We start from the raw sequence: 26,655 nt of genomic DNA, 5'->3' as shown, positions 1-26,655 counted from the left end.
ACTGCAGCAGCAACCACTGCAACTGCATCATCAGCGCCGTTAGCGGCTCCTCCCGCACCAGTCGTCCCCCCATCACCCACCATGATCGCCGCCGCTGCCGCCGCCCCGGTCACCCCGGTGCTCGGCCAACAGATCCTGAACCCATCCAGCCGCGATATGGCTCAGGTTGCCGCTGCGCTGGTCCGCCTGCCCGACGCGACAGCCGTGCAGCGCGCGGCTAGCCAGACCTTGCCCAGCAACGTCGGCGACGGCGCCATCCGTGGCACCATGGCTTCGGTCAATCGCGTCATCGCCACCCGTAACGATGCCGGCAACGTCGGCGCCGGTGTGGGTAGCGGCTTGTCCTCAGGCGAAGCCAGGCGGGATCGCCAGGTGTGGCTCATGCCCTTCGAGTCGCGCAGCAACCAGGCCGACCGCAATGGCGAATCCGGCTTCAGTGCCAGCACCTGGGGCATGGCCACCGGCGCCGAAATGGAACTGGAGAGCGGGCGCATCGGCCTGTCGTACGCCTACGCCAGCACCAGCGCCAAGGGCAATACGGCCATCACCGGGACCGGCAGCCGCAGCCGCATCGAGTCCAATGTGGTGGCCCTGTATGGCAAGGTTCCGGTGGGCGATCTGTCGCTGGCCTGGCAAGCTGATGTGGGCCGCAATGGCAACCGCCTCTCGCGCGAGATGCGTTTCGGTGGGCTGAACCGCACCGCCCGCAGCAACTACCAGGCCTGGGATGCGCATCTGGGTGCAACGGTATCGTTCACACTGCCCTTGAGTGAAGAGATGAACCTGGTACCTGCCTTGCAGCTTGACTATACCCGCCTGCAAAGCCCGTCCTACGTGGAGAGCGGGGCAGGGGACCTGAACCTCTCGGTGCAGGGCAAACGCAGCGAGGACCTGTTGCTCGGTACCGGCGCACGGCTGAACTACGCGCTCTCGACGAGTTCGCAGATCAGCACCTACCTCGGTGTCAGCTACGATCTCATCAACGGCCGCGAGGACCTGGTGGCCAGCTATGCAGGCGCACCGGGCCAGTCCTTCACCGCAGTCGGGCCTGCCCACTCGCCGTGGTTGCTCAAGGCCGGTGTGAGCTATCGTTTCAAGCTGCCGGGCGCGACCGATGTTTCCCTGCGCTTCGATGCCGAAGGCAGGAGCGGCTTCATCAACCAGTCGGCAGCCGTAAAGGCCAGCTGGCGCTTCTGATCGATGCGCTGAAACGCTGAAAAGCGCAAACGCGGCCGCTCCTGAAGCGGCCGCGTTGCATTGATGAACCTGCCTTGCAAGGCCGCCTCCAGGCCCATTGCTCACCACCTCCTTCCTCTGGTCAGCACAGCATCTGACGCAGAAAGTTACACCTCCCTCCGGCCAGAACAGCACCAAAAGACAATGTCCAGAAAGACCTTGTCCCCCGACAATGCGCCCCTACAAAAGCCGGTTCGAACCGGCACCAAGGGGCGACGACAAGAAGGACGGGGGACGGGGTTGCCTTCCCGATGACCCGGCCAATTCCAAAAGATCGACCGAGGAAGGGAAGATGAAACACAAAAAGAAGCAGGACAAGTCCGCCTGCACCACGCCGCCCGCCGGCTTGCGCCTACACCGTCTCTGCGCCGCCGTACTGCTGACCCTGGGCCCGGCCCTGAGCCTGCCCGCTGGTGCCCAGAGTTTCGTCAACTACGATGGCAGTACCACCACCGACTCTGCTGCCGCCCTGGCCAGCTGGACGGGCAACAAGGAATTCCAGACCGATTGGGGACTGGGTGCCATGAATGCCCAGTACGCCTACGCGGCTGGTTTCTCGGGCCTGGGCATCAAGCTGGGCGCGGTCGATTCCGGGCTCTTGCTGACCCATGCCGAGTTCGTCACCCGCAACGTCAAGGCGCTGGCCGTCACCGGTACCTACGCCAATGACGGGTCGCAGTTCCAGGATGGCAGCCAGGCCTGGAAGGCAGGGGACGCCTTCAGCACCACCGGCGCACTGAGCAAGCTCAACGACAAGCACGGCAGCCACGTCTCCGGCACCATCGCGGCGGCCAAGAACGGTGCGGGCATCATGGGGGTGGCTTTCGCCAGCGACTACCACATCACCAATACCAACGGCACCGATGGTTCGGTCTATGGCGTGAACGTGGACTACAACTACTTCAAGGCGGCCTATGGCAACCTCGCCAGTGCGGGCGTGCGGGCCATCAACAGCAGCTGGGGCAGCGCGGATTCGCGCGATGACTTCGGCAGCATCGGCGGCGTGGCCGCAGCTTACGAGCGCCTGCAAGGCGGTAACAAGAAAAGCTGGCTGGACGCCGCCGCCGATGTGGCCAAAGAATCCAACACGCTGATGGTCTGGGCAGCCGGCAATACCGCCAAGGCCAACGTCAATATCCGCTCGGCACTGCCTTACTTCCGGCCGGAACTGGAACAGAACTGGATCGCAGTGGCCGCCATCAACGCCAGCTCGGCGCTGCCCAGTTTCTCGAACCAGTGCGGGCTGGCCAGGTATTGGTGCGTCTCCGCCCCCGGCTCGGCCATCACCAGTCTGAACATCAATTCCGACACCGACCTGGTCAACGCTTCCGGCACCTCCATGGCCGCCCCGCACGTGACCGGCGCGCTGGGGCTGCTCATGGAGCGCTATCCCGACCTCGACAACCAGGCCATCCGCACCATCCTGCTGACCACCGCCAAGCACCTCGGCAGCGGTCCGGTGGACGTGCCCAATGCCATGTTCGGCTGGGGCGTGCCGGACCTGAACAAGGCCCTGAACGGTCCGGCACAGTTGCTGGGCGTCTTCAAGGCCAATATTGCCGCCAGCAGCAACGACACCTGGAGCAACGACATCTCCGAGGCCGCACTGATCCAGCGCAAGAGCGACGATCGTGCCCAGCTGGCAGCCCACGAGGCTGCCTCGCCGGATGCCCTGCAGGCGGCCGCTGCCAGCGCGGCGGTCCAGATCGCATCGAAGGTAGAGAGCGGCTATGGCGAGGCCATGACACTGGTCCAGACACGTGCGCAGCGCAATGCCACCTTCCAGGCCAGCAAGAAAAAGGAGGACAACACTGCCTTCCAGCAAGCCGACAAGGCAGTCGCCGGCAATGCGCTGGCAGCGGCCCTGCTCAAGCAGTCCGGCAGCGGTCCCACGCTGAGCAAGGAGGAGTTGATGGCCAGGCTGATCGCCGCAGATCCGGCCACGGTGGCCCTGGGCGACTATCACGCCCAAGCCACCTATCTCGACGCCGCCCGCAAAAAGACCGACGCTGATTACGTCGGCAGCCTGGTCAAGACCGGCGAGGGCAGCCTCACCTTGTCGGGCAACAACAGCTATTCGGGTGGCACCCGGCTGGAGGGCGGCACGCTCGGCGTGGCGTCTTCCACCGCGCTGGGTACCGGCCCGCTGGCGATGTCCGATGGCACCACCTTGCGCGCGGCGGCCGACCAACTTGCCTTGGGCAATGCGGTCAACGTCAGTGGCGAAGGGCGCATCGATACCCAGGCCTTCACGTTCACGCTCAATGCCGGCATTGCCGATGGCCGCTGCAAGGGCAGCCTGGTCAAGCAGGGCGAAGGGACCTTGCGCGTGCTCGGTCCGCTCAGCTACAGCGGCAACACCACCATCGCCGCGGGCACTGTGAGCGTTCCGGCCTTCAGCCTGGCAGCGGACCAGACCCTGACCGTGGGCGTGGCCAGTCCCAGCCAATACGGCCGGCTGGCGGTCACCGGGGCGGCCAGCTTTGTACCCGACGCGCACCTGGCCGTGGATGTCTACAAGACCGCCACCCTGGGAAGCGGCCAGACGCTGGCCGGCGTGGTCACGGCCGGCAGCCTGACGGCATCGCGCCTGAATGTCACTGACAATTCTCTGCTGTTCGACTTCAAGCCGGTGGTGTCCGCCACTGCGCTGGACCTGAACATCGTGGACGCGACCAGCATCCAGCAGGTTGCCCAGGCGACGTTGGCGACGGACACCGCTGCTAAACCGACCGCTCCCCCACAGGCATCCACTACGCCCGCGCCATCCGCACAGGCAACGAGCACGCAGGTGTCCAGTACAACGGCACCTGCCGTACAGGAAACAAGCACGCAGGCATCCAGTACACCGGCACCTGCCGTACAGGCAACGAGCACGCAGGTGTCCAGTACACCGGCACCTGCCGTACAGGCAACGAGCACGCAGGTGTCCAGTACACCGGCACCTGCCGTACAGGCAACGGGCACGCAGGTGTCCAGTACACCGGCACCCGCCGTACAGGCAGCGGGCACGCAGGTGTCCGCCACGCAGGCTCCAACTGGTCCGGCTGAAAATAAACCAGCACCAGCAGCACCAGCAGCACCAGCAGCACCAGCAGCACCAGCAGCACCAGCGGCCCTAGCGGCACCAGCAGCACCAGCAGCACCGGCTCCAGCCCCAGCAGCGCGCCCCTCGGCCACGCTCATCGCCGCCGCCACGGCCGCTGCGCGAGTAGCCCCGGTGCTGCACCGCCAGATCCGGCAGCCCTCCACGGCGGACATGGCCCAGGTGGTCACCGCGCTGGGCCGCATGCCCGATCCGGAAAGCCTGCTGCGCGCAGTCAGCCAGACTTTGCCCCGGGACGTCAGCGCCAGTGCCATCCGTGGCACCATGGCCTCCCTGAACCGCGTCATCGCCAGCCGCACCGAGACCGGCAACATGGGGGCCGCCGCCGCAGGCAGCGGCTTGTCCTCTGGCGAGGCAGGCGGCGACCGGCAGGTGTGGATCATGCCCTTCGAGTCGCGCACCAACCAGGGCGACCGCGGCGGCGAGTCCGGCTTCAGCGCCAGCACCTCGGGCCTGGCTACCGGTGCCGAGATGGCGTTTGACGACGCGCGGGTCGGACTCTCCTACGCCTATGCCAGCACCGGTACCAGCGGCAACACCGCCATCACCGGCACCGGCAGCCGCAGCCGCATCGAGTCCAACATGGTGGCTTTTTACGGCAGTCTTCCTCTGGGGGAGTTCTCGCTCGGCTGGCAAGCCGACCTGGGCCGCAACGGCAATCGGCTGGATCGCCAGATGCAGTTCGGTGGCCTCAACCGCATCGCCAGCAGCCGCTACCAGAGCTGGCATGCGCATCTGGGCTCGAATGTATCGGTCACGCTCCCCCTGAGTGAAGCAATGACCCTGGTACCGGCCCTGCAGCTCGACTACACCCGCCTGCAAAGCCCGTCCTACGCCGAGAACGGGGCAGGGGACCTGAACCTGTCGGTGCAGGGCAAGCGCAGCCAGGCCCTGTTGCTCGGCGCGGCGGCGCGCCTGAACCATACGCTGACGGCAGCGTCGCAGATCAGTACCTACCTCGGCGCCAGCTATGACGTCATCAACGATCGCGATGACCTGGTGGCCAGCTATGCCGGTGCGCCTGGCCAGTCCTTCACCACACCCGGATCCGCTCGTTCTCCCTGGCTGTTGAAGGCGGGTGTGAGCTACCGCTTCAAGTTGGTGGAAGCGGCTGACATCGTGTTGCGCTTCGATGCTGAAGGCCGCAGCGGTTTCATCAACCAGTCGGCGGCCATCAAGGCCAGCTGGCGCTTCTGAGTACTTTGTAAAACGCTGAAAAGCAAAAACAACGCGGCCGCTCCTGTAGCGGCCGTGTTGCGTTTACAGGTCCTTGCTCAATTCCGCGACCAGGTAATCCAGGAAGATCTCGACACTGCGCGGCAAGGTCCGTCCCGCCAGCGTCTGCACTTCGACAAAGCGGCCATCGCTCGGACAGTCGCGGATCGGCCGCATGGTCAGCTCACCGCGCTCGATGCGGTAGCGCACGGTGACGTCGCCGGTGATGGAGAGCGCGTCGTTGTCCAGCACGTAGTTGTGCAGCGACTGGATGTAATTGCTGGTCATCACCGGTTCGATCACGACCTGCTGGCGGCTGCAGGCGATGTCGAACAATTGCCGCAGCGTCGTGGTCGGGTCGGGCAGCGCCAGGGGATAAGGCTTGAGCTGGCCCAGCGACACATGGCGGAAGCGCGCCAGCGGATGATCGTTGCGCATCACCAGCGCAATCGGGCCGGGCTGGCGGTGCACGACCTTGATCTCGGGCTCGGGCAGGCGTGCGAAGGTCAGGCCGATATCGGCATTGCCTTCGCGCACCTGGCGCGACACCAGCGCCGGTGCGCCCACGAAGAGCTGGAACACGAAGCCGGGATATTTTTTCTGGAAGGCATTGATCAGGCGCGGCAGGAAATCGATCGCAAAACCTTCCGAGGCCGACAGTCGCACGCGCCCGCTGCGCAAGCCTTTCAAGGCCTGCAGGTCGGCCACCACGCGGTCGGCCTCCAGGGCCATCTTGCGCGCATGCGCGGCCAGCATCTCGCCGCCCGCCGAGAGCACCATGCCGCGTGGACGGCGTTCAAACAGGACCGTATCGAGCGTCTCTTCCAGACTGCTGATCTGGCGGCTGATGGCCGAGCTGGCCACGTTGAGGCGCTGCGAGGCCTCGCTGATGGAACCGCAGCGCACTACTTCAAGAAAGTAACGCAGCGCGGTGTCTTGCAGTTGCTGTGATTTCATCCGGTAACTCCCTCAATCCTGACCAAGGCTGACCGGCACTTTACCCGGTCGGTGCAAATAATTTCGCGCTTTATTTGGTGCGTGCTTCACGGCTTTGGTGCAGTGCGCGCGGGCTGGGCACGCACTGCGATGCTGCACCTGCTCCACGTCCCGCAGCCCAGCAGCGATGCGGCTTTTGCCAGGGTGGTCTCATTGTGGTGCAGCATTTTTGCGTTCTGGATTCGGCAACGCAGGCTTAGAAATTTGATGATTGCGGCATCGATAAATCCTAGCCTAGTATCAGCCCCGACGTCGCGATTTTTTCTAAATTGTCTTATTCAAACGAAGGGGCAGGAATGAACGCACTACCGAAATCCCTCATGCGCTGGTCACATTGCGCGGTATTGGTGGCCGGGGCCATGAGCGCGATGGCCGCCCATGCCGGCAAGGCCAACGACACCCTCATCTACGCTTCCGACAGCGAAGTCGAGAACATCAGCCAGTACCACAACAACCTGCGCGAAGGCGTGATCCTGGCGCACCTGATCTGGGACACGCTGGTCTATCGCGATCCCAAGACCAACGAGTACAAGCCGCAACTGGCCACTGCCTGGAAGTGGGAGTCACCCACCGCGCTGGTAGTCGATCTGCGCCAGGGTGTGCAATTCCAGAACGGCGACAAGTTCAGCGCCGACGATGTGGTGTTCACCTTCAATTACGCCGTCTCGCCGGAATCCAAGGCGGTCACGCGCCAGAACACCGACTGGATCAAGACCGTCGACAAACTGGGCGAGTACCAGGTGCGCATCAACCTGAAGGGGCCGTTCCCCGCAGCGCTGGAATATCTGGCCGGTCCGCTGCCCATCTATCCGGCGGCCTACTTCAAGAAGGTCGGGCTGGAAGGATTCTCGAAGGCCCCCATCGGCACCGGTCCCTACAAGGTCACCAGCGTGACCCCGGGGCAGGGTGTGACCCTGGTCAAGAATGGCAACTACTTCAAGGAGAGCCCGCAGGGCCAGCCCTCGATTGGCAACATCAAGTTCGTGGTGATCCCCGATCCGGAAACCCGTGCCGCACAGCTGATGACCGGGGCCATCGACTGGATCTGGCGCGTGCCGCCCGACCAGGCCGATTCGCTCAAAACCAATCCCAAGCTGGCCGTGCAGAGCGGCGAGACCATGCGCGTGGGCTTCATCACCCTGGATGCGACCGGCACCTCCGCGCCCAATTCTCCCTTCAAGGATGTGCGCGTGCGCCAGGCGGTCAATCACGCCATCAACCGCAAGGGCTATGCCGAGAACCTCATGCGCGGCGGCAGCCAGCCGGTCTATACCGCCTGCTTCCGCACGCAGTTCGGCTGCGACAGCAACGCCGCCATCAAGTTTGACTACAACCCGGCCAAGGCCAAGGAGCTGCTGGCGGCGGCCGGTTATCCGAATGGCTTCGATACCGACATCTACGCTTACCGCGAACGCGAAGTCGCCGAAGCCATCATCGGCGACCTGCGCAAGGTCGGCATCCGCGCACGGCTGCATTACATGAAGTTCGCGGCCCTGCAGACCGAATACCGCAGCGGCAAGACACCCATGAGCTTTTATTCATGGGGCTCGTTCTCGATGAACGATACCTCGGCCTTTGCCGGCGTCTACTTCAAGGGCGGTGCCGATGACATCACCAAGGATCCGCAATTGCAGCAGTTCCTGCAGACGGCCGATACCTCCATTGATCCGGCAGTGCGCAAGGCCAATTACACCAAGGCGCAGGAACTCATTTCCAAGCAGGCTTACGTGGCACCGATGTTCTCCTATTCGACCTTCTATGCCTTCAATGCGCAGCTGAAGTTCCAGGGATATCCGGACGAGTTGCCGCGCTTCTACGAAGCCTCCTGGAAATAAACCCGGTGGCGCACGGGGTCCGTGCGCCGCTCCCGACGTCATCCGCCCAGCTTTTGCAAGGAAGGATCGCCATGTTGATCTACCTCCTGCGCCGCCTCGCCATCGCCTTGTGCGTGGCGCTGACGGTGTCCGTCGTCAGCTTTACCTTGCTGCATCTCTCCGGTGACCTGGCAGTCTCCATCGCCGGGCCGGAAGCCACGGCGGCCCAGGTCGAATCGGTGCGCACCCAGTTCGGCCTGGACCGTCCGTTGACCACCCAATACGTGGACTGGCTGGGGCGCGCCGTGCAGCTCGACTTCGGCAAGTCCTTCTACTTCCAGGGGCCGGTGATGGAAATGATTTCCGAACGCCTGCCCATCACCATCAAACTCGGCGGCAGTGCCTTGCTGCTGGCGATCCTGACCGCCATTCCATTGGGCGTGCTGGCGGCGCTCTATCGCGATACCTGGCTGGATCGCACGGCGCTGCTCATTGCCGTGGTCGGGCAGGCCATGCCCAGCTTCTGGTTCGGCCTGACGCTGATCCTGCTCTTCGCCGTCACCCTGCACTGGCTGCCGGTGGCCGGCAACGAGAGCTGGCAGCATTTCATCCTGCCCGCCGTGGCCCTGGGCTACTACGCCATGCCTGCCATGATGCGGCTGACCCGCTCGGGCATGCTGGAGGTGCTGGGCTCGGACTACATCCGCACGGCACGTGCCAAGGGCCTCTCCAAATCGCGGGTAGTGTTCAAGCATGCCTTGCGCAATGCGGTCATCCCGGTGGTGGCGCTGGCAGCAGTTGAGCTGGGATTCATGCTGGGGGGTTCGGTGGTCATCGAATCGGTCTACTCGATGCAGGGGCTGGGGCAGCTCGCCTGGGACGCCATCTCGCGCAACGACTATCCGGTGGTGCAAGCCGTGGTGCTCATCATCGCCATGTTCTATATCGGTCTGACCTTCCTGGCCGATGTCATCAATGCGCTGCTGGACCCGCGCATCCGTACCCGCTGATCTTGTCTGGAGACGATATGAGCGTTACCTCATCATCCACTTTGCCTGCCCCTGCCGTCTTGAGTGCGGCCTTGCCACCGCTGCCGGCATGGCGTCGCAAGCTGCGCCGCCTGCTGGGCCATCGCGGCCTGGTGCTGGGCGCGCTGTTCCTGGTCATCATCGTGCTGGCGGCCATCTTCGCACCGCTGCTGGCGCCGCATGATCCCTTCGAACAAGACGTCACGGCACGCCTGATCCCGCCGGTGTGGCAGGCCCAGGGCAGCTGGGAACACATCCTCGGCACCGACAAGCTGGGGCGCGACTATCTCTCGCGGCTGATCTTCGGGGCGCGCGTCTCGCTGACCATCGGCATTGCCGCTGCGCTCATCTCGGGCCTGATCGGCACCACCCTGGGCGTGCTGGCCGGTTACTTCGGCGGACGCACCGATGCCGTCATCAGCTATCTCATCACCACGCGCCTGGCCATGCCGGTGGTGCTGGTGGCGCTGGCCATGGCCTCGCTGGTCGGTGGCTCGCTGAAGGTGGTGATCGTGCTGCTGGGGCTGTTGCTGTGGGACCGCTTTGCGGTGGTCACGCGCTCGGCTACGCAGCAGTTGCGGGATGCCGAATTCATCGCGGCCGCCAAGGCCATCGGCGCCTCGACCCCCTACATCCTGCTGCGCGAGATCCTGCCCAACATCATGGGTGCGCTCATCGTGGTGGCAACGCTCGAAATGGCCCACGCCATCCTGCTGGAAGCCACGCTGTCCTTCCTCGGGCTGGGCGTGCAGCCGCCCACGCCGTCCTGGGGCCTGATGGTGGCCGAAGGCAAGACCTACATGTTCTTCAAGCCCTGGGTGATCGTCATTCCGGGAGTGGCGCTGGCGCTGCTGGTGCTGGCGATCAACCTGGTCGGCGACGGGCTGCGCGATGTCAACGCGCCCGATGGCCGCAACTGATGGTTCACGCAAGGAGCACACCATGAGCGTATTGCTGGACGTGAAAAACCTGAAGGTGGACCTGCCCACCGAAAACGGCATGCTGCATGCCGTGCGCGGCATCGATTTCCAGGTGCGCAAGGGAGAGATGCTATGCCTGGTCGGCGAGTCCGGCTGCGGCAAGTCCATGACCTCGCTGGCCTTGATGGGCCTGCTGCCGCGCAAGGCGCAATGCAGTGCCGACCACATCCTCTTCGATGGCGCCGATCTCAACACCATGAGCGAGCGGCAGCGCATGCAGTTGCGCGGCAAGCGCATGTCGATGATCTTCCAGGAGCCGATGACGTCGCTGAATCCCGCCTACACGCTGGGCAACCAGCTCTGCGAGGCGATGCTGCAGCAGCCGGGCGTGACGCGCGGCGAGGCGCGCGAACGTGCGCTCTACCTGCTGCACCGGACCGGCATCAGCAACGCCGAAGACCGCCTGCGCCAGTATCCGCACCAGCTCTCCGGCGGTTTGCGCCAGCGCGTGATGATCGCCATGTCGCTCATGTGCAGCCCGGACCTGATCATCGCTGACGAACCTACCACCGCACTGGACGTGACCATCCAGGCGCAGATCCTGCGCATGATCCGCGAACTGCAGCAGGAGTTCGGGACTGCCGTCATCTTCATCACCCATGACCTGGGCGTGGTCTCGCGCATCGCCGATCGCGTGGCCGTGATGTATGCGGGGCAGGTGGTGGAGACCAGCGGCGTGGCACAACTCTTTGCGCAGCCGCGCCATCCCTACACGCGTGGTTTGCTCAATTGCATCCCCGTGCGCGGCAAGACCTTGCCGGGCAGCAGGCTGCAAGCCATTCCGGGCGTGGTGCCCAGCCTGGTGGGGCAGGTCAGTGGCTGCGCCTTCCGCAATCGCTGTACTTTGGCCGACAGCGGCTGCGAACAGGATCCGCCCATGGTGCAGCAGGGCAGCCCTGGCTTACCACATGAGGCGCGTTGTTTCAAGCTCGATGTGCCGGTATCGGCGATGGAGGTGGCAGCATGAACATTTCGCTGAAACCACGGCCACCGTTGGACGATATCGCGCTGGAGCTGTGCGCCTTGTCGAAGGTGTATCCGCTCAAGCGCGGGCTGTTCCAGGCACCGGGGGAACTGAAGGCGGTCGATGACGTGTCGCTGCGTCTTTATCGCGGTGAGACCCTGGGGCTGGTGGGCGAGTCCGGCTGCGGCAAGAGCACCCTGGCCAAGATGCTGCTGGGCCTGCTGGCGCCGACTTCGGGCAACGTGCTCATCAACGGCCAGGAGGTCGATCCGACCGAGCGCCGCGCGCATGCGCGGCACATCCAGCCGATCTTCCAGGATCCGTATTCGTCGCTCAATCCGCGCAAGACCGTGGGCGAGATCGTCGGCCTGCCGTTAAAGCTGCATGGCATCGGCAATGCTGCCGAGCGCAATGGCCAGGTGCGCCAGATCCTCGATCTGGTCGGCATGCCGGAGCGCACCCACACACAATATCCCAACCAGCTCTCCGGCGGCCAGCGGCAGCGGGTAGCGATTGCGCGGGCACTGATCCTGCGGCCCGACATCCTCATCTGCGATGAGCCGACTTCGGCGCTGGATGTGTCGGTGCAGGCGCAGATCCTGAACCTGCTGCTGGACCTGAAGGCTGAGTTCGGACTGACCTACCTCTTCATCAGCCACGACCTGGGCGTGGTGGAACACCTGGTGGACCGGGTGGCCGTGATGAACAAGGGGAGCATCGTGGAATTGGCCTCACGTGAACAACTCTTCAGCGATCCCCAGCATCCGTATACCCGCATGCTGCTGGCCTCGGCGCTGACGCCCGATCCGGGCCTGGGCATTCCGGCCCTGGCCGCAGCCGCCTGAACACATGAACCAAACTGAAAAAAACCAAGGAGCAGCAGCATGAGCAGAGCACAAGCCATCGCCGGCGTACAGGCTTACTTCGACGACGGCCGTTTCATGGAAACCCTGAAGCGCCGCGTGGCCATCCGTACCGAAAGCCAGGAAGCGGCCAGCCTGCCCATTCTTTACGACTACCTGCACCAGGAGATCACGCCCTATCTGGTCACGCTGGGCTTCGACTGCGAAGTGATCGACAACCCGTTGCCGGGCGGCAGTCCTTTCCTGATCGCCGAACGCATCGAGGAGGGGGCCGCCTTCACCTTGCTCACCTACGGTCATGGCGACGTGGTACGCGGCTATGACAATCAATGGCGCGCCGGCCTCTCACCGTGGGAAATCGTGGTCGAGGGAGAACGCTGGTACGGACGCGGCATCGCCGACAACAAGGCCCAGCACACCATCAACCTGGCCGCGCTGGAAGAAGTCATGAAGGTGCGCGGCGGCAAGCTCGGCTACAACGTCAAGCTGATCCTGGAGATGGGCGAGGAAACCGGTTCACCCGGCCTGAACGAAGTTTGCCGCCAGTATGCAGAGCGCCTGAAGGCCGATCTCTTCATCGCCTCCGACGGCCCGCGCGTGAATGCCCCGACGCCGACCATGTTCCTGGGCTCGCGCGGTGGCTGCAACTTTGATCTCACCTGCCACCTGCGCGACGGCGGCCATCACTCCGGCAACTGGGGCGGCCTGCTGCGCAATCCCGGCGTGCGCCTGGCCAATGCGATCGCCTGCCTGGTCGATGAACGCGGTGCCATCCGCGTACCGGCGCTGCTGCCGGATGCCTTGCCCAACAGCGTGCGCAAGGCCCTGGCCAGCGTCAAGCTGGGCGGCGGCACCACCGATCCCGAGATCGATCCGGATTGGGGCGAGCCCGACCTCACGCCCGCCGAGCGCGTCTTCGGCTGGAATACGCTGGAAGTGCTGGCCTTCAAGACCGGCAATCCAGAGGCGCCCGTCAATGCCATTCCGGGGCGAGCCACCGCGCATTGCCAGATCCGCTTCGTGGTCGGCAGCGATGATGCGCATTTCATCGAACACATCCGCGCGCATCTGGATGAACACGGCTATGACGATGTGCAGGTGACGCTCTCGGGCGTGCAGTTTTCGGCAACGCGGCTCGATCCGGATGATGAATGGGTGCGCTGGGGCCTGGCCTCGCTGCAGGAGAGCACCGGCAAGACACCGACCTTGCTGCCCAACCTGGGGGGCTCGCTGCCCAATGATGTCTTCTCCGAGACCCTCGGCCTGCCCACGCTGTGGGTGCCGCACTCCTATCCGGCCTGCTCACAGCATGCGCCCAACGAGCATATACTGGCCAGCGTGTCGCGCGAGTCGCTGCAGCTGATGGCGGGCCTGTTCTGGGACCTGGCCGAGCAGGGCCGCGATGTGCTGGCGCGCCGCCCATCCCCCACGGAGAATGAATGAACCACCGCCACGAACACGCCCTGTGCGAGGTCGCCGACCTGCACGATATCCATGACGAAATCACCGGCATCCGCCGCCATCTGCACCAGCATCCCGAATTGTCTTTCGAGGAAGTCGATACCGCCGCCCTGGTCGCCGCGCGCCTGGAAGAGTGGGGCTATGCCGTCACCCGCCACATCGGCGGCAACGGGCTGGTCGCCACCCTCAAGGCCGGCAGCAGTGCCCGCAGCATTGGCCTGCGCGCCGACATGGATGCCTTGCCCATCCACGAAGAAACCGGCCTGGACTGGGCCAGCGTGAAGCCCGGTGCCATGCACGCCTGCGGCCACGATGGCCATACCGCCATGCTGCTGGGGGCGGCCAAGCACCTGGCCCGCACGCGCCGTTTTGATGGCACGCTGCACCTGATCTTCCAGCCGGCCGAGGAAGCCGGCTTCGACAGCGGCGCGCAGAAGATGCTGGCCGATGGGCTCTTCGAACGTTTTCCCTGCGATGCCGTCTTCGGCATCCACAATCATCCGGGCGTGGAAGCAGGGACCTTCATGTTCCGCAGCGGTCCCTTCATGGCCGCCTGCGATACCGTCAAGATCCGCCTCACCGGGCGCGGCAGCCACGCGGCGCGTCCGCACCTGTCGGTCGATCCGGTGGTGGCCGCCGCCAGCCTGGTGATGGCCTTGCAGACGGTGGTCTCGCGCAATGTCGATCCGATGGAAACGGCAGTGGTCACGGTCGGCAGCCTGCATGCGGGCAAGGCGTCCAACGTGATTCCCGAATTCGCCACGCTGGAGTTGAGCGTGCGCTCCTTCAAGTCCGAGGTGCGCGCCTTGCTGGAAGAACGCATCCGCGCGCTGGTGGCGCTGCATGCCGAGAGCTACGGTGCGCGGGCCGACATCGAGTACCTGCGCGGCTATCCGGTGCTGGTCAACAACGATGCCGAAACCGAATTCGCGCGCAGCGTGGCCGAGGAACTGGTGGGAGCAGAGAAGGTGATAGCGCCCTTCGGTCCGATCGCCGGCAGCGAGGATTTTGCCTACTTCCTGCAACAGCGCCCGGGCTGCTTCTTGCGCGTGGGCAACGGGCAGGGCCAGCCCATGCTGCACAACGCCGGCTACGATTTCAATGATGCCAACATCCCGGTGGGGGCCGCCTTCTGGACCCGGCTGGTGGAGCGCTGGCTGCCCGTCAAGGCAGGCTGAAAGGGGCGTCGGGCCGCTTATGCGTCAACAGCATAAGCGCATGACGAATGCTTCGTTTTCAGCAGAGGCGTGGCCGGGTACATTGAGGGCGTCTCCTCAGACGTCCTTGGACTTGGACAATTCGAGCCTGAACCCGCCATGCGCAAGCCTGGCGGGTTTTTTTTCGCCTGTTTCCCTGCGGCAGGCCGGCTTGAAATTCACGTAACTTTTACCGGTCATGGAAGAGCTAGATGCGCCGCAAAGCCTGATGGTTGCTTGCTGTCGAGCTGACAAGCCGCGTTGCGGGATCAGGAATTCCCCGATGTTCGCAGTCACGTTGGACTACTACCATGGGAACCAATGAAACACGGTCTGTGCTCCGGACCCCCGACAACACAGTGGGGTCGTGACTGGCACGCAAGACCTTGACCAAGTATCTTGCTTCTGGAGCCAGCCATGCATTTCGTTACCGAATCCGTACCGGGTGAAATCACCCTGATGTTCATCAGTTATCTGGTCTTCTGCACCGTGCTGATGTATCTCTTCGTCAAGACCGACAAGGAGTGGGGCAGCCTGGAAGTGTCGCTGGATGACATCGGCCAGCGCGATCAGCAGATCATGGCCTCGGCTTTGCGCTACGTGCAGGTGGATGCCGAAGACCGTTCGCTGTTCAACAATGGCCTGACCCGGCCGTCGTTGCAGCACTGCGCACAGTATCACGATGTCGATTGCACCTGCTTCATGCAGGAGCCGAAGAAGCCGGATTGAACACCAGGGGAGACGTGCCTGGGGGCGAGGGAGTACAGGGGAAGTGAAGTGAGGGGGAGTGAAGCAGCAAAGGCAGTACCGTTGCGTGGCACTAGGGGTAGTGCCTGCAACAACCGCAAGCATCCGCAGTAGCAGTGAGCAGTGAGCTTAAGTAGTACGCAGTACAGCAGTGAGCCAATGTCGTTTCGTTTTGCAATTGATTTGTAGTCGTAGTTGCAGTACGTAGCAGCAGTTGAAGTAGCCGTAGAAGTAGCAGTAGAGTTTTGCGCAGTAAACATGTCTTGAGGGTGGAACGGCAAGTCGTGAAGCCGCTTTTGTTCCAAAGCGCGTCACGCAACGGGAGTGTGCAGTCCGGCAAGCCCGTGGAGCGGCCTAGCGGCTTGCCCGTTCTTTTCCATGAGAAAATAGCGCCCATGCAAAGCTCACATTCCTCCGCGCAGAACCTGCGCCCATTGATTCCCCTGGCCGATTACCAACGCATCTTCCGCGTCATCCATTCCGTGCTGCACAGCGTGGAAGCGGACATCCCGGCCGCCAGTTTCTTCTTTTCCGTCACCGCCGCCCAGATCCTCAAGAAGTTCTACAAGCGCAATGCCTTCCCGGTCGCCGGAGCGGCCTTCTACCTGATTCGTGAAGATGGGGGCGGCGCGCTGTCCTTTGGTTCACTGGCCGAAGACGGCCAAAGCGTCACCAGCCACCAAGACGCCTTCCACGCCTGGGTACAGTGCGACGGCTATGCGCTGGACTTCATGGCACCGCTGTTCCAGGAGCTGCTGGTTTCGGCCGGCCACCCGCTGCCGGTGCCGCGCCAGATGTTCCAGAAAGACCTGCAGCGCATGAGCGCGGACGTGCAGGCGCTGGCCAAGCCGGGCGACTTCTACCTGGCTTCCAACCTGGAACTGACGCGCGAGCTGCTGCAGCAGTTCGTGGCCAAGAAGGCGCTGACCAATCTCTCGCAACTCTGCCTGGAATGGTTCCGCAAGCCGCCCAAGGCGATGCCGGACGACCTGGCCCTGCAAGGCGCCGATGGCGAAGTCTCGCGCATCAAACTGCAGGCCACGGCCATCGAAGGCGTCTGGTAAGACGTCCGCCGTTTTTCTTCAGCAATGTAGACCGGGAATGTCATGGAGGCGGACGCCTCCGAGAGGAGGGTGTGCTGGACAGATGTCCAACACACCATGCGATCATGCATATCGGTTGCATGTACCGCACTAGGCTTCACACTATAGTTCGTCGTTATGACGGCTTCATGACATTTTCGGTATCGCTTTTCTTTCGGCTGCTGCCACCCCGCTTTTTCCTTCATATCCCCCGTGCACTGTCATGGCGCGGTCATACGCTGCCACTAGACTTCATACGTCTCCTCTGACTCTGTGCAGATGTTGTTGCCTGCGATGCGAGCGCGTCGCAGGCCTTTTTTCTCCGGGTCAGCCAGTTTCTCCTCGCTTCATGCTTCATGCTTCACGCCCAGGCCGGACAGTGGCGTCGTAACCCGGCAGGTCGCACACGTGATGGAAGCCGCGGTCCTCCCTTCCCGTCAGGCGCAAGCTTGCCGGTGCGCGGCGCGGGGTGCGTCCCTCCCTTCCGGGCAGGCTCCGTCACCGGGGCCTGCCCATCGCTTTCTCCTCTCTTCATCTCCCCGTCTTGCACGCTGATTGCCCATCCGCTGCCCTGGTGGTGAATTTCCTTTGCAATCAACGACTTGATGCGCTTACCCAGCGCTTTTCCACAGGCTTGCTCCCAAAAAATGTGGATATCCATGCAAGAGCCGCAAAGCCAAGGCCGCTGCCCGTATCGTGTCATTGGTCATAAAATGCTTAACAATCAATGGCTTGAGTGGCTTGTCCAAGGCTTTTCCACAGGCTTGCACCCAAAAAGTGTGGATATCACCCCGCTCGGCCAGTCTGGGCGCGGCTTTGCGGCGGGCGGGCAGTATCGCCAAAAAACTGCCCGGCTTTGCGTCTGGAATTGTTTTTCCTTTGGAATCAATCACTTGGCTACCTTGTCAAGCGCTTGTCCACAGGCTTGCTCCCAAAATGTGTGGATATCCTGCCGGAAGTGTCTGGCGACGCCGTATTTCGGGCTGGCGAGCGGCTGAAAACCTTGGATCGGACGTGATTGGGCGTGCTTTGCCAGTCGCTGTTGCATTAATGAAAAGTTGTTTGGAATCAATGGCTTGAGTGGCTTGTCAAGTGCTTCTCCACAAGCTTGCTCCCAGAAAATGTGGATATCGTTGCGCGGTGTGCAACGCCTGTTTGGTGCGGCTGGCTGCCCGTTTTTTGCCTTATGCTGTCTCGGCGAAGGAAAGTCCTTTGCAATCAAGGCCTTGCCTGACTTGCCCAGCGCTTCTCCACAGGCTTGCTCCCAAAAAATGTGGATATCCGGTTAAGGGGCGGGGACGAGTCATGGCGGTGGATGGCCAGAAGCCGACTGCACCATTTCTGCGCGCTGCCGAGGCGGTAGTGAAAAGTGCTGAAGAATCAAGGACTTGGGTGGCTTGTCAAAGCCTTGTCCACAAGCTTGCCCCCGTAAAATGTGGATAAGGCCTGCACGGGGCAGGCCTTGTAGGAAGAGGCGGTGAAATTGGGGATAAGCCGACGTGTAGCGACTCAGCTCTTGTCCGGTGCGCTGTAGGGTTCGACGCTGACCGCTTTCATGCTGTAGCTGGAGGCGCCCATGGAAGAATCCGAGCGTTCCACCTTGAGCACGCCGCTGATCCACACGGCATCCATGGTGCGCACGTTCTTGACGGCCTTGGCGCTCTTGACGTGAATGATCTGGTTGGCCGGCGGCGGCGGCACGTGAATGCAGGCGCCGAAGTAGGGCACCAGCAGGAATTCCTTGAGCGCCTCGCCTTCGCGATCCAGCGACACCACGAAGCCGGGCAGCCGCACCGCCTTTCCTTCCATGGCCGCATCGACCGGTGCATCCTTCCAGTACTTCTTGGCCTTCCACAGCGCTGCATCGGCGCGTGGATCGTCATCGGTCAGCTGGTCCAGCTTCAGGCCCTTGAAAGGCGCCATCGGGTCCCAGTCCTTGGGGATCAGGGATTCCCAGGCGATCTCCTGGAAACCGTTCACCATCTTGCCCGAGGCCTGGTAAGGCTTGTCGGTGACGGCGGGGCTTTGCTGCAGCTGGTCGCCGACCTTGTAGGGGCCGGTGGAGGCGGCGGTGACACCGGGCACGGTGCTGCCGGCGTCAGCCCGCGCCGTCACGGCGGGAACCGCCCCGGCCAGCGGGGCGCCGGTGGGCGCGGCTGCGGCAGCAGGCGCAGGGGCTGGCGCCGGGGCCGCCTGGGCATCGCCGTGGGCCAGCAGGCGCACGCCGCTGCCTACCAGCAGCCCGGCGGCGACGATGCCACCTATCCAGTAAAGAGTCTTCATATCAATGCATCCAGATCAGATTCTTGGGGTCAGGCCGTCCGACAGGCTCAGGCGATACGCGCGCCAGGCTGGCAAGAGGCTGGCGACCAGCCCGGCCAGCACGGTCCAGAGCAGCAATTGTAATTCGCCGGCGGCGGGCCACGCGGCTTGCAGGGCGATGCCGAATTGCGCGGCCAGCATCGGTCCCAAGGCCCAGATCAATGCGCTCAGCAGCAACAGGCCGGCCAGCACGCCGCACAGCATCACGCCCAATCCTTCCACGCACAGCAGCCACAGCACATCCATCGGACGCGCCCCGACCGAGCGCAGGATGGCCAGCTCGCGCCGCCGTTCGCCCAGGCTGGCCAGGATCGCCGCCACCAACCCGGCCAGGCCGACCACCACTACCATGCCCGAGACCACCAGCAAGGCGTTCTCGCCGATGCCGACCACGTCCCACAGCTGGTCCAGGGCCACGCCCGGCAGCACGGCCATCAACGGCTCCTTGAAGCCATCGCCATCGGCAATGGCGCGCTGCACGGCGAAGACGCGGGCGCGGCTCTTCAGGCCCACCAGGACGGCGGTGATGCTGGTCGGCGTCAGGTTGAATTTCTTCACGAATTCGGCCGGGATATGCACCCCCGGCAAAGGCGCACCGCCTTCCCAGTCGAGATGGATGGCCTGCATGCCGTCCAGGCCGATATGTACCGTGCGGTCCACCGGGGTGCCGGTGCGCGCCAGGATGCCGACCACCTTGAAGGGTTTGTCGGCGTGTTGCGTCAGTCCGAGTCCGCCCATGCCGTGGGCCAGCACGATGACGTCACCGAGGCGATAGTGCAGTTTGTCGGCCACGTCCGCCCCCAGTACGGCATCGAAGACACCGCTAAAGGGCTGGCCCTGGGCCAGCTTGAGCGACTGGCCGCTGCCATAGCGGAAATGGGTGAAGTAATCGCCATTGGTGGCCAGCACCGGGAAGCCGCGATGCGAATCGCCCAGCGAGATCGGGATAGTCCAGGCCACCGCCGGATTGCGCGCCAGGGCCTGGGCGCTGTCCCAGCCCATGTTGTTGGTAGCGCCGCCGATGCGGAAGATGGCGTACAGCATCAGCTGGATCGGACTGGTCCGCGCTCCGACCACCAGATCCGTGCCGGACACCGATTGCGAGAATCCGGCCCGCACTTCATGGCGGACCCGTTCGATGCCCAGCAGCATGGTGGTGGAGAGGGCAATGGCCAGCAGCATCAGGCCCAGCGTGAAGCGGCGGTTCCAGGCGCTGCGCGCGGCCAGTCGCAGGAGCAGCTTCATGCGGCCTCCTCGGGACGGGCGGCCTGGTTCAACTGTTCCAGCGCGATGCGGCGGTTGAAGCGTTCGGCCAGGCGCTGGTCGTGGCTGACGAAAACCAGCGCCGCGCCGCTCTGCGCACATTCGCGCTGCAGCAGGTTGAGGAACGCTTGCTGGCGGTCGCTGTCCAGGGCCGAAGTTGGTTCGTCGGCGACGATGATTTCCGGACGGCCGATCAGCGAGCGCGCTGCGGCCACGCGTTGCTGCTGGCCGATGGAAAGTTGGGTCACCGGGCGCGTCCACAGGGCCGGTGACAGATCCAGCGCCGCCAGCAGGGATTGCGCCACGCCCTTGAGATCAGTGCCTTGCTGGCCGGCGCGCTCCCTGCGGTAGGACGAGAACTGGCAGGGCAGCAGCACGTTGTCGAGGATCGACAGGTAAGGCAGCAAATTGAACTGCTGGAAGATGAAGCCGATGTGATCCACCCGGAAGCGGTCCCGCCGCGCCGCCGAGAGGCTGTGCAGCGGCTGGCCGAGGACTTCCACGGTGCCAGCCTGCGGCACGATGATGCCGCCGATGGCGGCCAGCAGGGTGCTCTTGCCGCTGCCGCTGGGGCCGCTGACGAAGACATGTTCACCCGCAGCGACCTGGAAATGCGGCAAGGCCAGCGCCGGGTGCGTCTGGCCGGGCCAGGTGAAGCGCAGGTCGCGCATGGCGATGGCGGCGGCCGGGGAGGGGCGTTCAGGAAGAGTCATGACAACATGAAGGAAAAGCGCAGGGGCGCAGAAGCAGGGCAGCACGGGCGATCATAGCGCCTGCGTCTGTCATTGGCCTGACTGGCCGCCGGAGCGGTTGACCCCGGCGGTTCGGGCCATCAGTTCAGGGGGATCAGGGCGCTGCCCGGCACCAGTTGCACCGCGCCTTGCTTCTTGGGCGTAGCCAGTTGCACGTCGATGCGCTGGAAGCCCGGGAAAGCCGCAAACAGGCCGCTCACATCCACCGTGTTGAGTGCGCCGGGGCTGGCGCAGACCAGCGTGAAATCGCCATCGAGGTCGGCATGGCCGTCGCTCGGCGCGGGCTCGCTGCTGGCGGGGGTCTTCTCACCCAAAAGGGCCGGTGTCAGCACGGCCGACTCCAGTTGCACTTCGGCCGGCTTGCACTGGGCGGCGGCATCGGTGGCAAACATGCGGTTGACCTCGCGCAGGTTCTTGACGGCGGCGCGCACGGTGTCCTTGTCCTTGCTGCTGCTGGCGGCGTGTTCGAAGCCGACCAGGTTGATCAGCGGACTGTCCAGGTGCAGGGTCAGGGTGTTGCCTTCCAGGGCCACGTCCAGTTTGCCCACGCCGTGCACGTGCGCGGGATGGTTGCCATGATGGTCATGGCCTTCATCGGCGGCCAGCGCAGGCAGGCTGGACAGGGAGAGCAGGACGAGAGGAATCAGGCGCAACGCTGGACGGGATCGGAACATGGGCGGCTTCTTTCTTGTGCTTGTTGTAAAGGGACTTGAAGGGGGCGGCAAACCGGCAACGCAAGGAAACAGACTGCAAACCAAGGCAGAAGATCCGCCCTCAGAGCGGCATTGTGCCCCGGACCACGGGCAGATTTGCAGCGTTGTTACATTCTGCAACAGGGTTGCATTATAATGCCTGCTTTTCCTGTTTCTGCAACTCGGTTGCGCCAACGGGCAAGCGTGCTCTTGCCAGCCTCGCTGGCCGCGCTGTCCGGTGCCTGTGTTGCGTCTTTTCAGATTGCCTGCCGTGTCGTTTCTCTCTCGATTCCTGTTGAAGCAAGGCGTGCTCGCCAGCCCCTGGTGGCAGCGTGTGCTGGCCGTTGCGCCCGTAGTCCTGCTGCTGTGGCTGGGCGTGTACTGGGCCTTGGGGGAGGGCTGACATGGACGCCGCCATCTCGCTGGACAACCTCACCGTCAGCTATCGCCGCCATCCGGCCTTGCACCATGTCAACGGGGCCTTCGCGCGCGGTTCGCTCACCGCCATCGTCGGTCCCAACGGGGCCGGCAAGAGTACGTTGCTCAAGACCATGCTGGGGCTGGTGCGCTGCAATGACGGGCGCGTGCATACCCATGTCGATGCACGCCGCATCGCCTACCTGCCGCAGCAGGCCGAGATCGATCGCAGCTTTCCCATCACGGTGATCGACTGCGTGCAACTGGGTTACTGGCAGGCCAAGGGCAACTGGGGCGGCATCGACGCCGCCATGCGACAACGTGCGGTGCAGGCGCTGGCGGCAGTCGGGCTGGACGGTTTTGCCGGCCGCCCGGTGTCGAGCCTCTCGGTCGGCCAGTTCCAGCGTGTGCTGTTCGCCCGCATCCTGCTGCAGGACGCCGAAGTGATCCTGCTGGATGAACCCTTCAATGCCATCGACGCCCGCACCACCGGCGACCTGCTGCGCATCATCTCGGCCTGGCATGCAGAACGCCGCACCGTCATTGCGGTGCTGCACGACCATGACCAGGTCCGCCGCGCCTTCCCGCAGACCTTGCTGCTGGCGCGCAATGTGGTGGCCTGGGGCGAGACGGCCGAGGTCATGTGTGAAGAAAACCTGCAGCGCGCCCGCGCCATGGCCGAGGCGGTCGATGAGCATGCCGGCGTCTGCGAGGTCAGCGAGGCGGAGGTGCTGGCCTTGTCGCGCGTACATGACCATGCGCATGAGCACGAACATTCACATGGGCATCCCCACGCGCACCATGCCGCCAGCCCGGGAGGCCAGGCATGAGCGTACTTTCGACGTTGCAAACGCTGGCCATTGCCCCGTTCCTGGAATTTTCCTTCATGCGCCGCGCTTTGGTGGCTGCCTTCGCCCTGGCGCTGGGCAGCGCCCCGCTGGGCGTACTGCTGACCCTGCGCCGCATGAGCCTGTTCGGCGAGGCCTTGAGCCACGCCGTGCTGCCGGGCGTGGCGGTGGGGTTCATCTTCTTCGGCCTGTCGCTGCCGGCGCTGTCCATCGGCGGATTCGCCGCCGGGGTGCTGGTGGTGGCCGTGGCCGGCTGGATCAGCCGCCATACCGAACTGAAGGAAGACGCCAGCCTGGCCGCCATCTACGTGGTGGCCCTGGCGCTGGGCGTGATCCTGATTTCGCGCCACGGCACCCAGCTCGATCTGCTGCACATCCTCTTCGGCAACGTGCTGGGCGTGGACAGCGAGGGCCTGGTGCTCATTGCCGGTGTGGCCAGCGCCAGCGTGCTGGGCATCGCCGCGCTCTATCGCGGGCTGCTGCTGGAGAGCTTCGATCCTTCCTACATGGCCGTGGGCGGCGGACGCAGCGGCGGCGCGATCTACCAGCAGGTATTCCTGATGCTGGTGGTGATGAACCTGGTGGCCTCCTTCCAGACCCTGGGCACCTTGATGGCGGTCGGCCTGATGATGCTGCCGGCGGTCTCGGCCCGGTTGTGGCACGACACCTTGCCGGCGCAGCTGTGCAACAGCGTTCTGCAGGCGGCGCTGGCCGGGTATGCGGGGCTGCTGATCTCGTATTACGCCTCGGTGCCGTCCGGCCCCGTCATCATCGTCTGCGCGGGCGTGCTGTATGCCGCTTCGCTGCTGTTCGCGCCCCGCGGCTGGCTGCCGCGCCTGCTGCGGCGACCGCATCTGCAGGCGTGAAGCTTCACTTTCCCCTGGCTACTGCTGACTTCTTCTGCTTCTCTTTCCCCGGAGTATTCATGAAACTGTTTCGTCCCCTCTCTGCGCTGCTGGCGGCCCTGGCCGTGGCGGCGAGCCTGCCGGCGGCTGCTGCCGAGCGCATCCCGGTGCTGGCCAGCTTCAGCATCCTGGGCGACGTGGTCGCCAATGTCGGCGGCGAGCGCATCGCCGTCTCCACCCTGGTCGGCCCGGATGAAGATGCGCATGTCTTCCAGCCGGCCCCAGATGACATCAAGGCGGTCTCGCGTGCCAAGCTGATCGTGGTCAATGGCCTCGGTTTCGAAGGCTGGATGGAGCGCCTGGCGCAGTCGGCCAATTACCGTGGTGCCATTGTGGTGGCCTCGGCCGGCATCAAGCCGCGCGAGCGCGTGGGGGAGGACGAGGACGATCATGCCCACGGTGCCGGACATGAACATCACGGCAAGGACGACCCGCACGCCTGGCAGGATCCGCAGAACGTGATCGTCTACACCCGCAACATCGTCACTGCCCTGGCCAAGCTGGACCCGGCCGGTGCCGAGGTCTACCGCAAGAATGGCGAGGCCTATGTCGCCAAGCTGCAGGACCTCGATGCCTGGGCCGCACGCCAGTTCAGCCAGATCCCGGATGCCAAGCGCAAGGTCATCACCTCGCATGACGCCTTCGAATACTTCGGTGCGCGCTACAATGTGCGCTTCCTGGCCGCGCAGGGGGTGTCTACCGACAGCGAACCCAGCGCCCGTGATGTGGCTTCCCTGATCCGCCAGATCCGCAGCGAGAAGATCAAGGCCCTGTTTTTCGAGAACATGAGCAACCTCAAGCTGCTGCAGCAGATCGCCCGCGAAGCCGGTACGGCACCGGGCGGCAAGCTGTATGCCGATGCGCTGTCCAAGGCGGATGGCCCGGCCGCGGACTACCTCTCGCTGATGCGCTACAACATCACGCAATTGCTGGAAAAGATCCGTCTCAACTGAGGCCGGACAAATCGCGTATGCTGGTGGCCCCGCGCCGTCGCCCTGGCGGCGCCTGTCACCTTGCATAGGAGAATTCCCGCATGAGCACCGTTACCGTCGTCGCCGTCATCACCGCCAAGCCCGGCCAGCGCGAAGCACTGCTGGCCATCGCCCGCGCCAACCTGGCCGCCGTGCGTGCCGAGGAAGGCTGCATCGAATATGGACTGGTGGTGGATGTGGATGGTTTCGGCCCGAACCAGGCGCCGCTGGGGCCGGATACCTTCGCCTTCGTCGAGAAGTGGAAAGACGAAGAGGCGCTGAAACTGCACTTCACCCTGCCGCACATGACCGACTATCGCGAGAAGTCCAAGGACCTCATCGCGGATCGCAAGGTGCATGTGCTCAAGTCGGCGGACTGATCCTCGCCTCGCTTGTCCCCGCGCCCGGCGCGAGGACGGTCTCCCTCAGTATTCCCCAGGAAAATCCGCCGGCCAGGTCTGCTGCGGATCAAACGAAGATGCCTGGCCCATCTGCTTCAACCACGTGATGAAAGTTTTCAGCGCCGGATTGGTGTCGGCGCTGCTGCGATAGAGCATGTGGTAACCCTCCCCGTGCAGCACGACCTCCGGAAACAGCCGCACCAGCCGGCCTGCGGCCAGATCGTCATCCACCAGCGCCAGCGTGCCCATGCCCACCCCCTGGTCGGTGGCGGCCGCCTGCAGGCTCAGGAAGGAATGTTCATAGACCGTTCCCGGCATCTTGCGCCGCACCGCCACCCCGGCCTTTCCCAGCCACTGCGACCAGGCCGCTGAACGGCTGGAAAGGTGGATCAGCGGCACCTCCACGAAATCGCGCGGCACCCGGATCGGGTGCGTCTCCAGGAAGTGCGGCGAGGCCAGCGGTACCGACACGTCATCCAGGAAGCGCACGCAGTCATAGCCGCTGCGCTCCAGCGGGCTGCGCCAGATGATGACGTCGAAAGGATCCTTCACATCCTCGAAATACTCCGACATGGTCGTGGTCACCCGCACCTCGATGCGCGGGTTGTCGATCTGGAACTGCGACAGGCGCGGAATCAGCCAGCGCATGGCTACCGACGGCGCGGCGATCAGGCGCACCACGCGGCTCTTGCCGGCCAGCGACAGCTGTTCGGCCGCCAGCGCAATGCGGTCCAGGCTGGCCTTGACCTCGGCATAGAAGGCCAGGGCCGCTTCTGTGGGTTCCACGCCACGCGACTGGCGTAAAAACAACGGCTGCTCGAAATACTCTTCCAGCGTTTTGATCTGCTGGCTCACCGCACTATGGGTGATGAAAAGTTCATGGGCCGCCAGCGTCAGACTCCGCGTCCGGACTGCCGCTTCGAATACCTTGAGGGCCTTGAGCGGGGGTAAGGATGAAGACATGCTGTAAGAAAAACTTATAGAGGTGACGGAAAATGTTGCTTTGCAAAAGCCAGGGGCGACCTTATTCTTCAATCACCCAAACGTCAAACAGAAGGAATTCATCGTGAACAACGTCAGTATATTTGCAAAAGATGCCGGTTTTTCTAACAATTTGCGCTCCCTGGTCGAGCTGGCAAAGTTTGCTGTCCAGCAAGTCATCGCCGCCCATGCCTTGAAGCCCGTGCGCAACGATGCCACCGACCTGCATGACGCCGCCTACTTCGAAGGCGTGACCGACCACTTCGAAATGGAAGTGCGCCTGCGCCAGCTGGACCACAGCCACCTGCACGCCGTCTGGAAGCTGCAATCGCAGATCTGAATGCCGATCCGGCCAGCTTGATGGCAGCACCCGCAGCACTGAAGTACCGCAGTACCCGGCAGACCAGGCCCGATG

At 63.9% G+C, this 26,655-nt stretch carries 25 protein-coding genes; 17 read left to right on the top strand and 8 right to left on the bottom strand.

Annotated features, from left to right (window positions below; translation table 11 throughout):
- The first annotated feature begins 81 nt into the window (after positions 1-81).
- Both ACLRDN_RS16825 and ACLRDN_RS16820 read left to right on the top strand, forming a co-directional pair.
- Positions 82-1,197 (top strand): autotransporter domain-containing protein, encoded by a 1,116-nt coding sequence (locus ACLRDN_RS16825; protein ID WP_413457212.1) that lies wholly within the window; start codon positions 82-84, stop codon positions 1,195-1,197.
- A gap of 331 nt (positions 1,198-1,528) precedes the next feature.
- On the top strand, positions 1,529-5,539 hold the full coding sequence (locus tag ACLRDN_RS16820; protein WP_413457211.1) for a S8 family serine peptidase: 4,011 nt from the start codon (positions 1,529-1,531) through the stop codon (positions 5,537-5,539).
- Positions 5,540-5,602: 63 nt separating this feature from the next.
- Here the strand turns inward: ACLRDN_RS16820 and ACLRDN_RS16815 are convergent, their stop codons facing one another.
- Entirely contained in the window at positions 5,603-6,514 is a 912-nt protein-coding gene (locus ACLRDN_RS16815) for a LysR family transcriptional regulator (protein WP_413457210.1), read from the bottom strand.
- 335 nt (positions 6,515-6,849) lie between these two features.
- Here ACLRDN_RS16815 and ACLRDN_RS16810 point away from each other — a divergent pair, with 335 nt between their 5' ends.
- From ACLRDN_RS16810 to ACLRDN_RS16770, 9 genes are all read left to right on the top strand, one after another.
- Positions 6,850-8,388 (top strand): ABC transporter substrate-binding protein, encoded by a 1,539-nt coding sequence (locus ACLRDN_RS16810; protein ID WP_413457209.1) that lies wholly within the window; start codon positions 6,850-6,852, stop codon positions 8,386-8,388.
- Positions 8,389-8,459: 71 nt separating this feature from the next.
- A complete protein-coding gene (locus tag ACLRDN_RS16805) occupies positions 8,460-9,377 on the top strand; it encodes an ABC transporter permease (RefSeq protein ID WP_209535617.1) in 918 nt (305 codons plus the stop codon).
- Positions 9,378-9,394: 17 nt separating this feature from the next.
- Complete coding sequence (locus tag ACLRDN_RS16800) at positions 9,395-10,315, top strand: ABC transporter permease (protein WP_413457208.1); 921 nt, start codon at positions 9,395-9,397, stop codon at positions 10,313-10,315.
- A gap of 22 nt (positions 10,316-10,337) precedes the next feature.
- Complete coding sequence (locus ACLRDN_RS16795) at positions 10,338-11,342, top strand: ABC transporter ATP-binding protein (protein ID WP_413457207.1); 1,005 nt, start codon at positions 10,338-10,340, stop codon at positions 11,340-11,342.
- Positions 11,339-12,184 (top strand): ATP-binding cassette domain-containing protein, encoded by an 846-nt coding sequence (locus ACLRDN_RS16790; protein WP_413457206.1) that lies wholly within the window; start codon positions 11,339-11,341, stop codon positions 12,182-12,184. The genes ACLRDN_RS16795 and ACLRDN_RS16790 overlap by 4 nt, the downstream gene beginning before the upstream one ends.
- Positions 12,185-12,223: 39 nt before the next feature.
- The gene (locus ACLRDN_RS16785) at positions 12,224-13,645 is read left to right on the top strand and encodes a M20 family metallopeptidase (RefSeq protein ID WP_413457205.1); all 1,422 of its coding nucleotides are present in this window, start codon (positions 12,224-12,226) and stop codon (positions 13,643-13,645) included.
- On the top strand, positions 13,642-14,841 hold the full coding sequence (locus tag ACLRDN_RS16780; protein ID WP_413457204.1) for a M20 aminoacylase family protein: 1,200 nt from the start codon (positions 13,642-13,644) through the stop codon (positions 14,839-14,841). Before ACLRDN_RS16785 ends, ACLRDN_RS16780 begins: the two co-directional genes overlap by 4 nt.
- Before the next feature lie 435 nt (positions 14,842-15,276).
- The gene (locus tag ACLRDN_RS16775) at positions 15,277-15,588 is read left to right on the top strand and encodes a hypothetical protein (protein WP_413457203.1); all 312 of its coding nucleotides are present in this window, start codon (positions 15,277-15,279) and stop codon (positions 15,586-15,588) included.
- A gap of 413 nt (positions 15,589-16,001) precedes the next feature.
- A complete protein-coding gene (locus ACLRDN_RS16770; protein WP_413457202.1) occupies positions 16,002-16,670 on the top strand; it encodes a DUF2026 family protein in 669 nt (222 codons plus the stop codon).
- A gap of 629 nt (positions 16,671-17,299) precedes the next feature.
- On the opposite strand, the gene ACLRDN_RS16765 is transcribed toward ACLRDN_RS16770, so the two are convergent.
- The 6 genes from ACLRDN_RS16765 to ACLRDN_RS16740 form a co-directional block, all read right to left on the bottom strand.
- Positions 17,300-17,581: a hypothetical protein gene (locus ACLRDN_RS16765; RefSeq protein ID WP_413457201.1), complete on the bottom strand. Its 282-nt coding sequence runs from the start codon at positions 17,579-17,581 to the stop codon at positions 17,300-17,302.
- Positions 17,578-17,910, bottom strand: coding sequence for a hypothetical protein (locus ACLRDN_RS16760; protein ID WP_413457200.1), 333 nt, complete (start codon positions 17,908-17,910; stop codon positions 17,578-17,580). The genes ACLRDN_RS16765 and ACLRDN_RS16760 overlap by 4 nt, the downstream gene beginning before the upstream one ends.
- Before the next feature lie 287 nt (positions 17,911-18,197).
- Positions 18,198-18,971, bottom strand: a complete 774-nt coding sequence (locus ACLRDN_RS16755; protein ID WP_413457199.1) for a DUF3299 domain-containing protein — start codon at positions 18,969-18,971, stop codon at positions 18,198-18,200.
- 15 nt (positions 18,972-18,986) lie between these two features.
- Complete coding sequence (locus ACLRDN_RS16750; protein ID WP_413457198.1) at positions 18,987-20,255, bottom strand: ABC transporter permease; 1,269 nt, start codon at positions 20,253-20,255, stop codon at positions 18,987-18,989.
- On the bottom strand, positions 20,252-20,986 hold the full coding sequence (locus ACLRDN_RS16745) for an ABC transporter ATP-binding protein (protein WP_413457197.1): 735 nt from the start codon (positions 20,984-20,986) through the stop codon (positions 20,252-20,254). The genes ACLRDN_RS16750 and ACLRDN_RS16745 overlap by 4 nt, the downstream gene beginning before the upstream one ends.
- 119 nt (positions 20,987-21,105) lie before the next feature.
- Positions 21,106-21,699 carry a DUF2796 domain-containing protein gene (locus tag ACLRDN_RS16740; protein WP_413457196.1) on the bottom strand — a complete coding sequence of 198 codons (594 nt, stop codon included), beginning with the start codon at positions 21,697-21,699 and terminating at the stop codon, positions 21,106-21,108.
- A gap of 289 nt (positions 21,700-21,988) precedes the next feature.
- On the opposite strand from ACLRDN_RS16740, the gene ACLRDN_RS16735 reads away from it, so the two are divergent.
- From ACLRDN_RS16735 to ACLRDN_RS16715, 5 genes are all read left to right on the top strand, one after another.
- Positions 21,989-22,120: a hypothetical protein gene (locus ACLRDN_RS16735; RefSeq protein ID WP_413457195.1), complete on the top strand. Its 132-nt coding sequence runs from the start codon at positions 21,989-21,991 to the stop codon at positions 22,118-22,120.
- Between the two features lies 1 nt (position 22,121).
- Positions 22,122-22,964: a zinc ABC transporter ATP-binding protein AztA gene (gene aztA, locus ACLRDN_RS16730; protein ID WP_413457194.1), complete on the top strand. Its 843-nt coding sequence runs from the start codon at positions 22,122-22,124 to the stop codon at positions 22,962-22,964.
- On the top strand, positions 22,961-23,848 hold the full coding sequence (locus ACLRDN_RS16725; protein WP_310159270.1) for a metal ABC transporter permease: 888 nt from the start codon (positions 22,961-22,963) through the stop codon (positions 23,846-23,848). The genes aztA and ACLRDN_RS16725 overlap by 4 nt, the downstream gene beginning before the upstream one ends.
- Positions 23,849-23,907: 59 nt before the next feature.
- Positions 23,908-24,840 (top strand): metal ABC transporter substrate-binding protein, encoded by a 933-nt coding sequence (locus ACLRDN_RS16720; RefSeq protein ID WP_413457193.1) that lies wholly within the window; start codon positions 23,908-23,910, stop codon positions 24,838-24,840.
- An 80-nt stretch (positions 24,841-24,920) separates the two neighbouring features.
- Complete coding sequence (locus ACLRDN_RS16715) at positions 24,921-25,238, top strand: putative quinol monooxygenase (protein ID WP_286865674.1); 318 nt, start codon at positions 24,921-24,923, stop codon at positions 25,236-25,238.
- A gap of 45 nt (positions 25,239-25,283) precedes the next feature.
- On the opposite strand, the gene ACLRDN_RS16710 is transcribed toward ACLRDN_RS16715, so the two are convergent.
- Positions 25,284-26,222 (bottom strand): LysR substrate-binding domain-containing protein, encoded by a 939-nt coding sequence (locus tag ACLRDN_RS16710; RefSeq protein WP_154134935.1) that lies wholly within the window; start codon positions 26,220-26,222, stop codon positions 25,284-25,286.
- A gap of 103 nt (positions 26,223-26,325) precedes the next feature.
- Between ACLRDN_RS16710 and ACLRDN_RS16705 the strand changes: the two genes are divergently transcribed.
- Complete coding sequence (locus ACLRDN_RS16705) at positions 26,326-26,580, top strand: hypothetical protein (protein ID WP_088757012.1); 255 nt, start codon at positions 26,326-26,328, stop codon at positions 26,578-26,580.
- Positions 26,581-26,655: the final 75 nt, after the last annotated feature.

This window comes from Herbaspirillum huttiense (assembly GCF_047300815.1).
Taxonomy (GTDB): domain Bacteria; phylum Pseudomonadota; class Gammaproteobacteria; order Burkholderiales; family Burkholderiaceae_D; genus Herbaspirillum; species Herbaspirillum huttiense_A.
This window is presented reverse-complemented; position numbering and strand designations above follow the sequence as displayed.

Excerpts from the sequence above, each read along its gene's own strand:
- ACLRDN_RS16825 (WP_413457212.1), top strand. The coding sequence starts at position 82 with ATGATCGCCGCCGCTGCCGCCGCCCCGGTCACCCCGGTGCTCGGCCAA.
- ACLRDN_RS16820 (WP_413457211.1), top strand. The coding sequence starts at position 1,529 with ATGAAACACAAAAAGAAGCAGGACAAGTCCGCCTGCACCACGCCGCCC.
- ACLRDN_RS16815 (WP_413457210.1), bottom strand. The coding sequence starts at position 6,514 with ATGAAATCACAGCAACTGCAAGACACCGCGCTGCGTTACTTTCTTGAA.
- ACLRDN_RS16810 (WP_413457209.1), top strand. The coding sequence starts at position 6,850 with ATGAACGCACTACCGAAATCCCTCATGCGCTGGTCACATTGCGCGGTA.
- ACLRDN_RS16805 (WP_209535617.1), top strand. The coding sequence starts at position 8,460 with ATGTTGATCTACCTCCTGCGCCGCCTCGCCATCGCCTTGTGCGTGGCG.
- ACLRDN_RS16800 (WP_413457208.1), top strand. The coding sequence starts at position 9,395 with ATGAGCGTTACCTCATCATCCACTTTGCCTGCCCCTGCCGTCTTGAGT.
- ACLRDN_RS16795 (WP_413457207.1), top strand. The coding sequence starts at position 10,338 with ATGAGCGTATTGCTGGACGTGAAAAACCTGAAGGTGGACCTGCCCACC.
- ACLRDN_RS16790 (WP_413457206.1), top strand. The coding sequence starts at position 11,339 with ATGAACATTTCGCTGAAACCACGGCCACCGTTGGACGATATCGCGCTG.
- ACLRDN_RS16785 (WP_413457205.1), top strand. The coding sequence starts at position 12,224 with ATGAGCAGAGCACAAGCCATCGCCGGCGTACAGGCTTACTTCGACGAC.
- ACLRDN_RS16780 (WP_413457204.1), top strand. The coding sequence starts at position 13,642 with ATGAACCACCGCCACGAACACGCCCTGTGCGAGGTCGCCGACCTGCAC.
- ACLRDN_RS16775 (WP_413457203.1), top strand. The coding sequence starts at position 15,277 with ATGCATTTCGTTACCGAATCCGTACCGGGTGAAATCACCCTGATGTTC.
- ACLRDN_RS16770 (WP_413457202.1), top strand. The coding sequence starts at position 16,002 with ATGCAAAGCTCACATTCCTCCGCGCAGAACCTGCGCCCATTGATTCCC.
- ACLRDN_RS16755 (WP_413457199.1), bottom strand. The coding sequence starts at position 18,971 with ATGAAGACTCTTTACTGGATAGGTGGCATCGTCGCCGCCGGGCTGCTG.
- ACLRDN_RS16750 (WP_413457198.1), bottom strand. The coding sequence starts at position 20,255 with ATGAAGCTGCTCCTGCGACTGGCCGCGCGCAGCGCCTGGAACCGCCGC.
- ACLRDN_RS16745 (WP_413457197.1), bottom strand. The coding sequence starts at position 20,986 with ATGACTCTTCCTGAACGCCCCTCCCCGGCCGCCGCCATCGCCATGCGC.
- ACLRDN_RS16740 (WP_413457196.1), bottom strand. The coding sequence starts at position 21,699 with ATGTTCCGATCCCGTCCAGCGTTGCGCCTGATTCCTCTCGTCCTGCTC.
- aztA (WP_413457194.1), top strand. The coding sequence starts at position 22,122 with ATGGACGCCGCCATCTCGCTGGACAACCTCACCGTCAGCTATCGCCGC.
- ACLRDN_RS16725 (WP_310159270.1), top strand. The coding sequence starts at position 22,961 with ATGAGCGTACTTTCGACGTTGCAAACGCTGGCCATTGCCCCGTTCCTG.
- ACLRDN_RS16720 (WP_413457193.1), top strand. The coding sequence starts at position 23,908 with ATGAAACTGTTTCGTCCCCTCTCTGCGCTGCTGGCGGCCCTGGCCGTG.
- ACLRDN_RS16715 (WP_286865674.1), top strand. The coding sequence starts at position 24,921 with ATGAGCACCGTTACCGTCGTCGCCGTCATCACCGCCAAGCCCGGCCAG.
- ACLRDN_RS16710 (WP_154134935.1), bottom strand. The coding sequence starts at position 26,222 with ATGTCTTCATCCTTACCCCCGCTCAAGGCCCTCAAGGTATTCGAAGCG.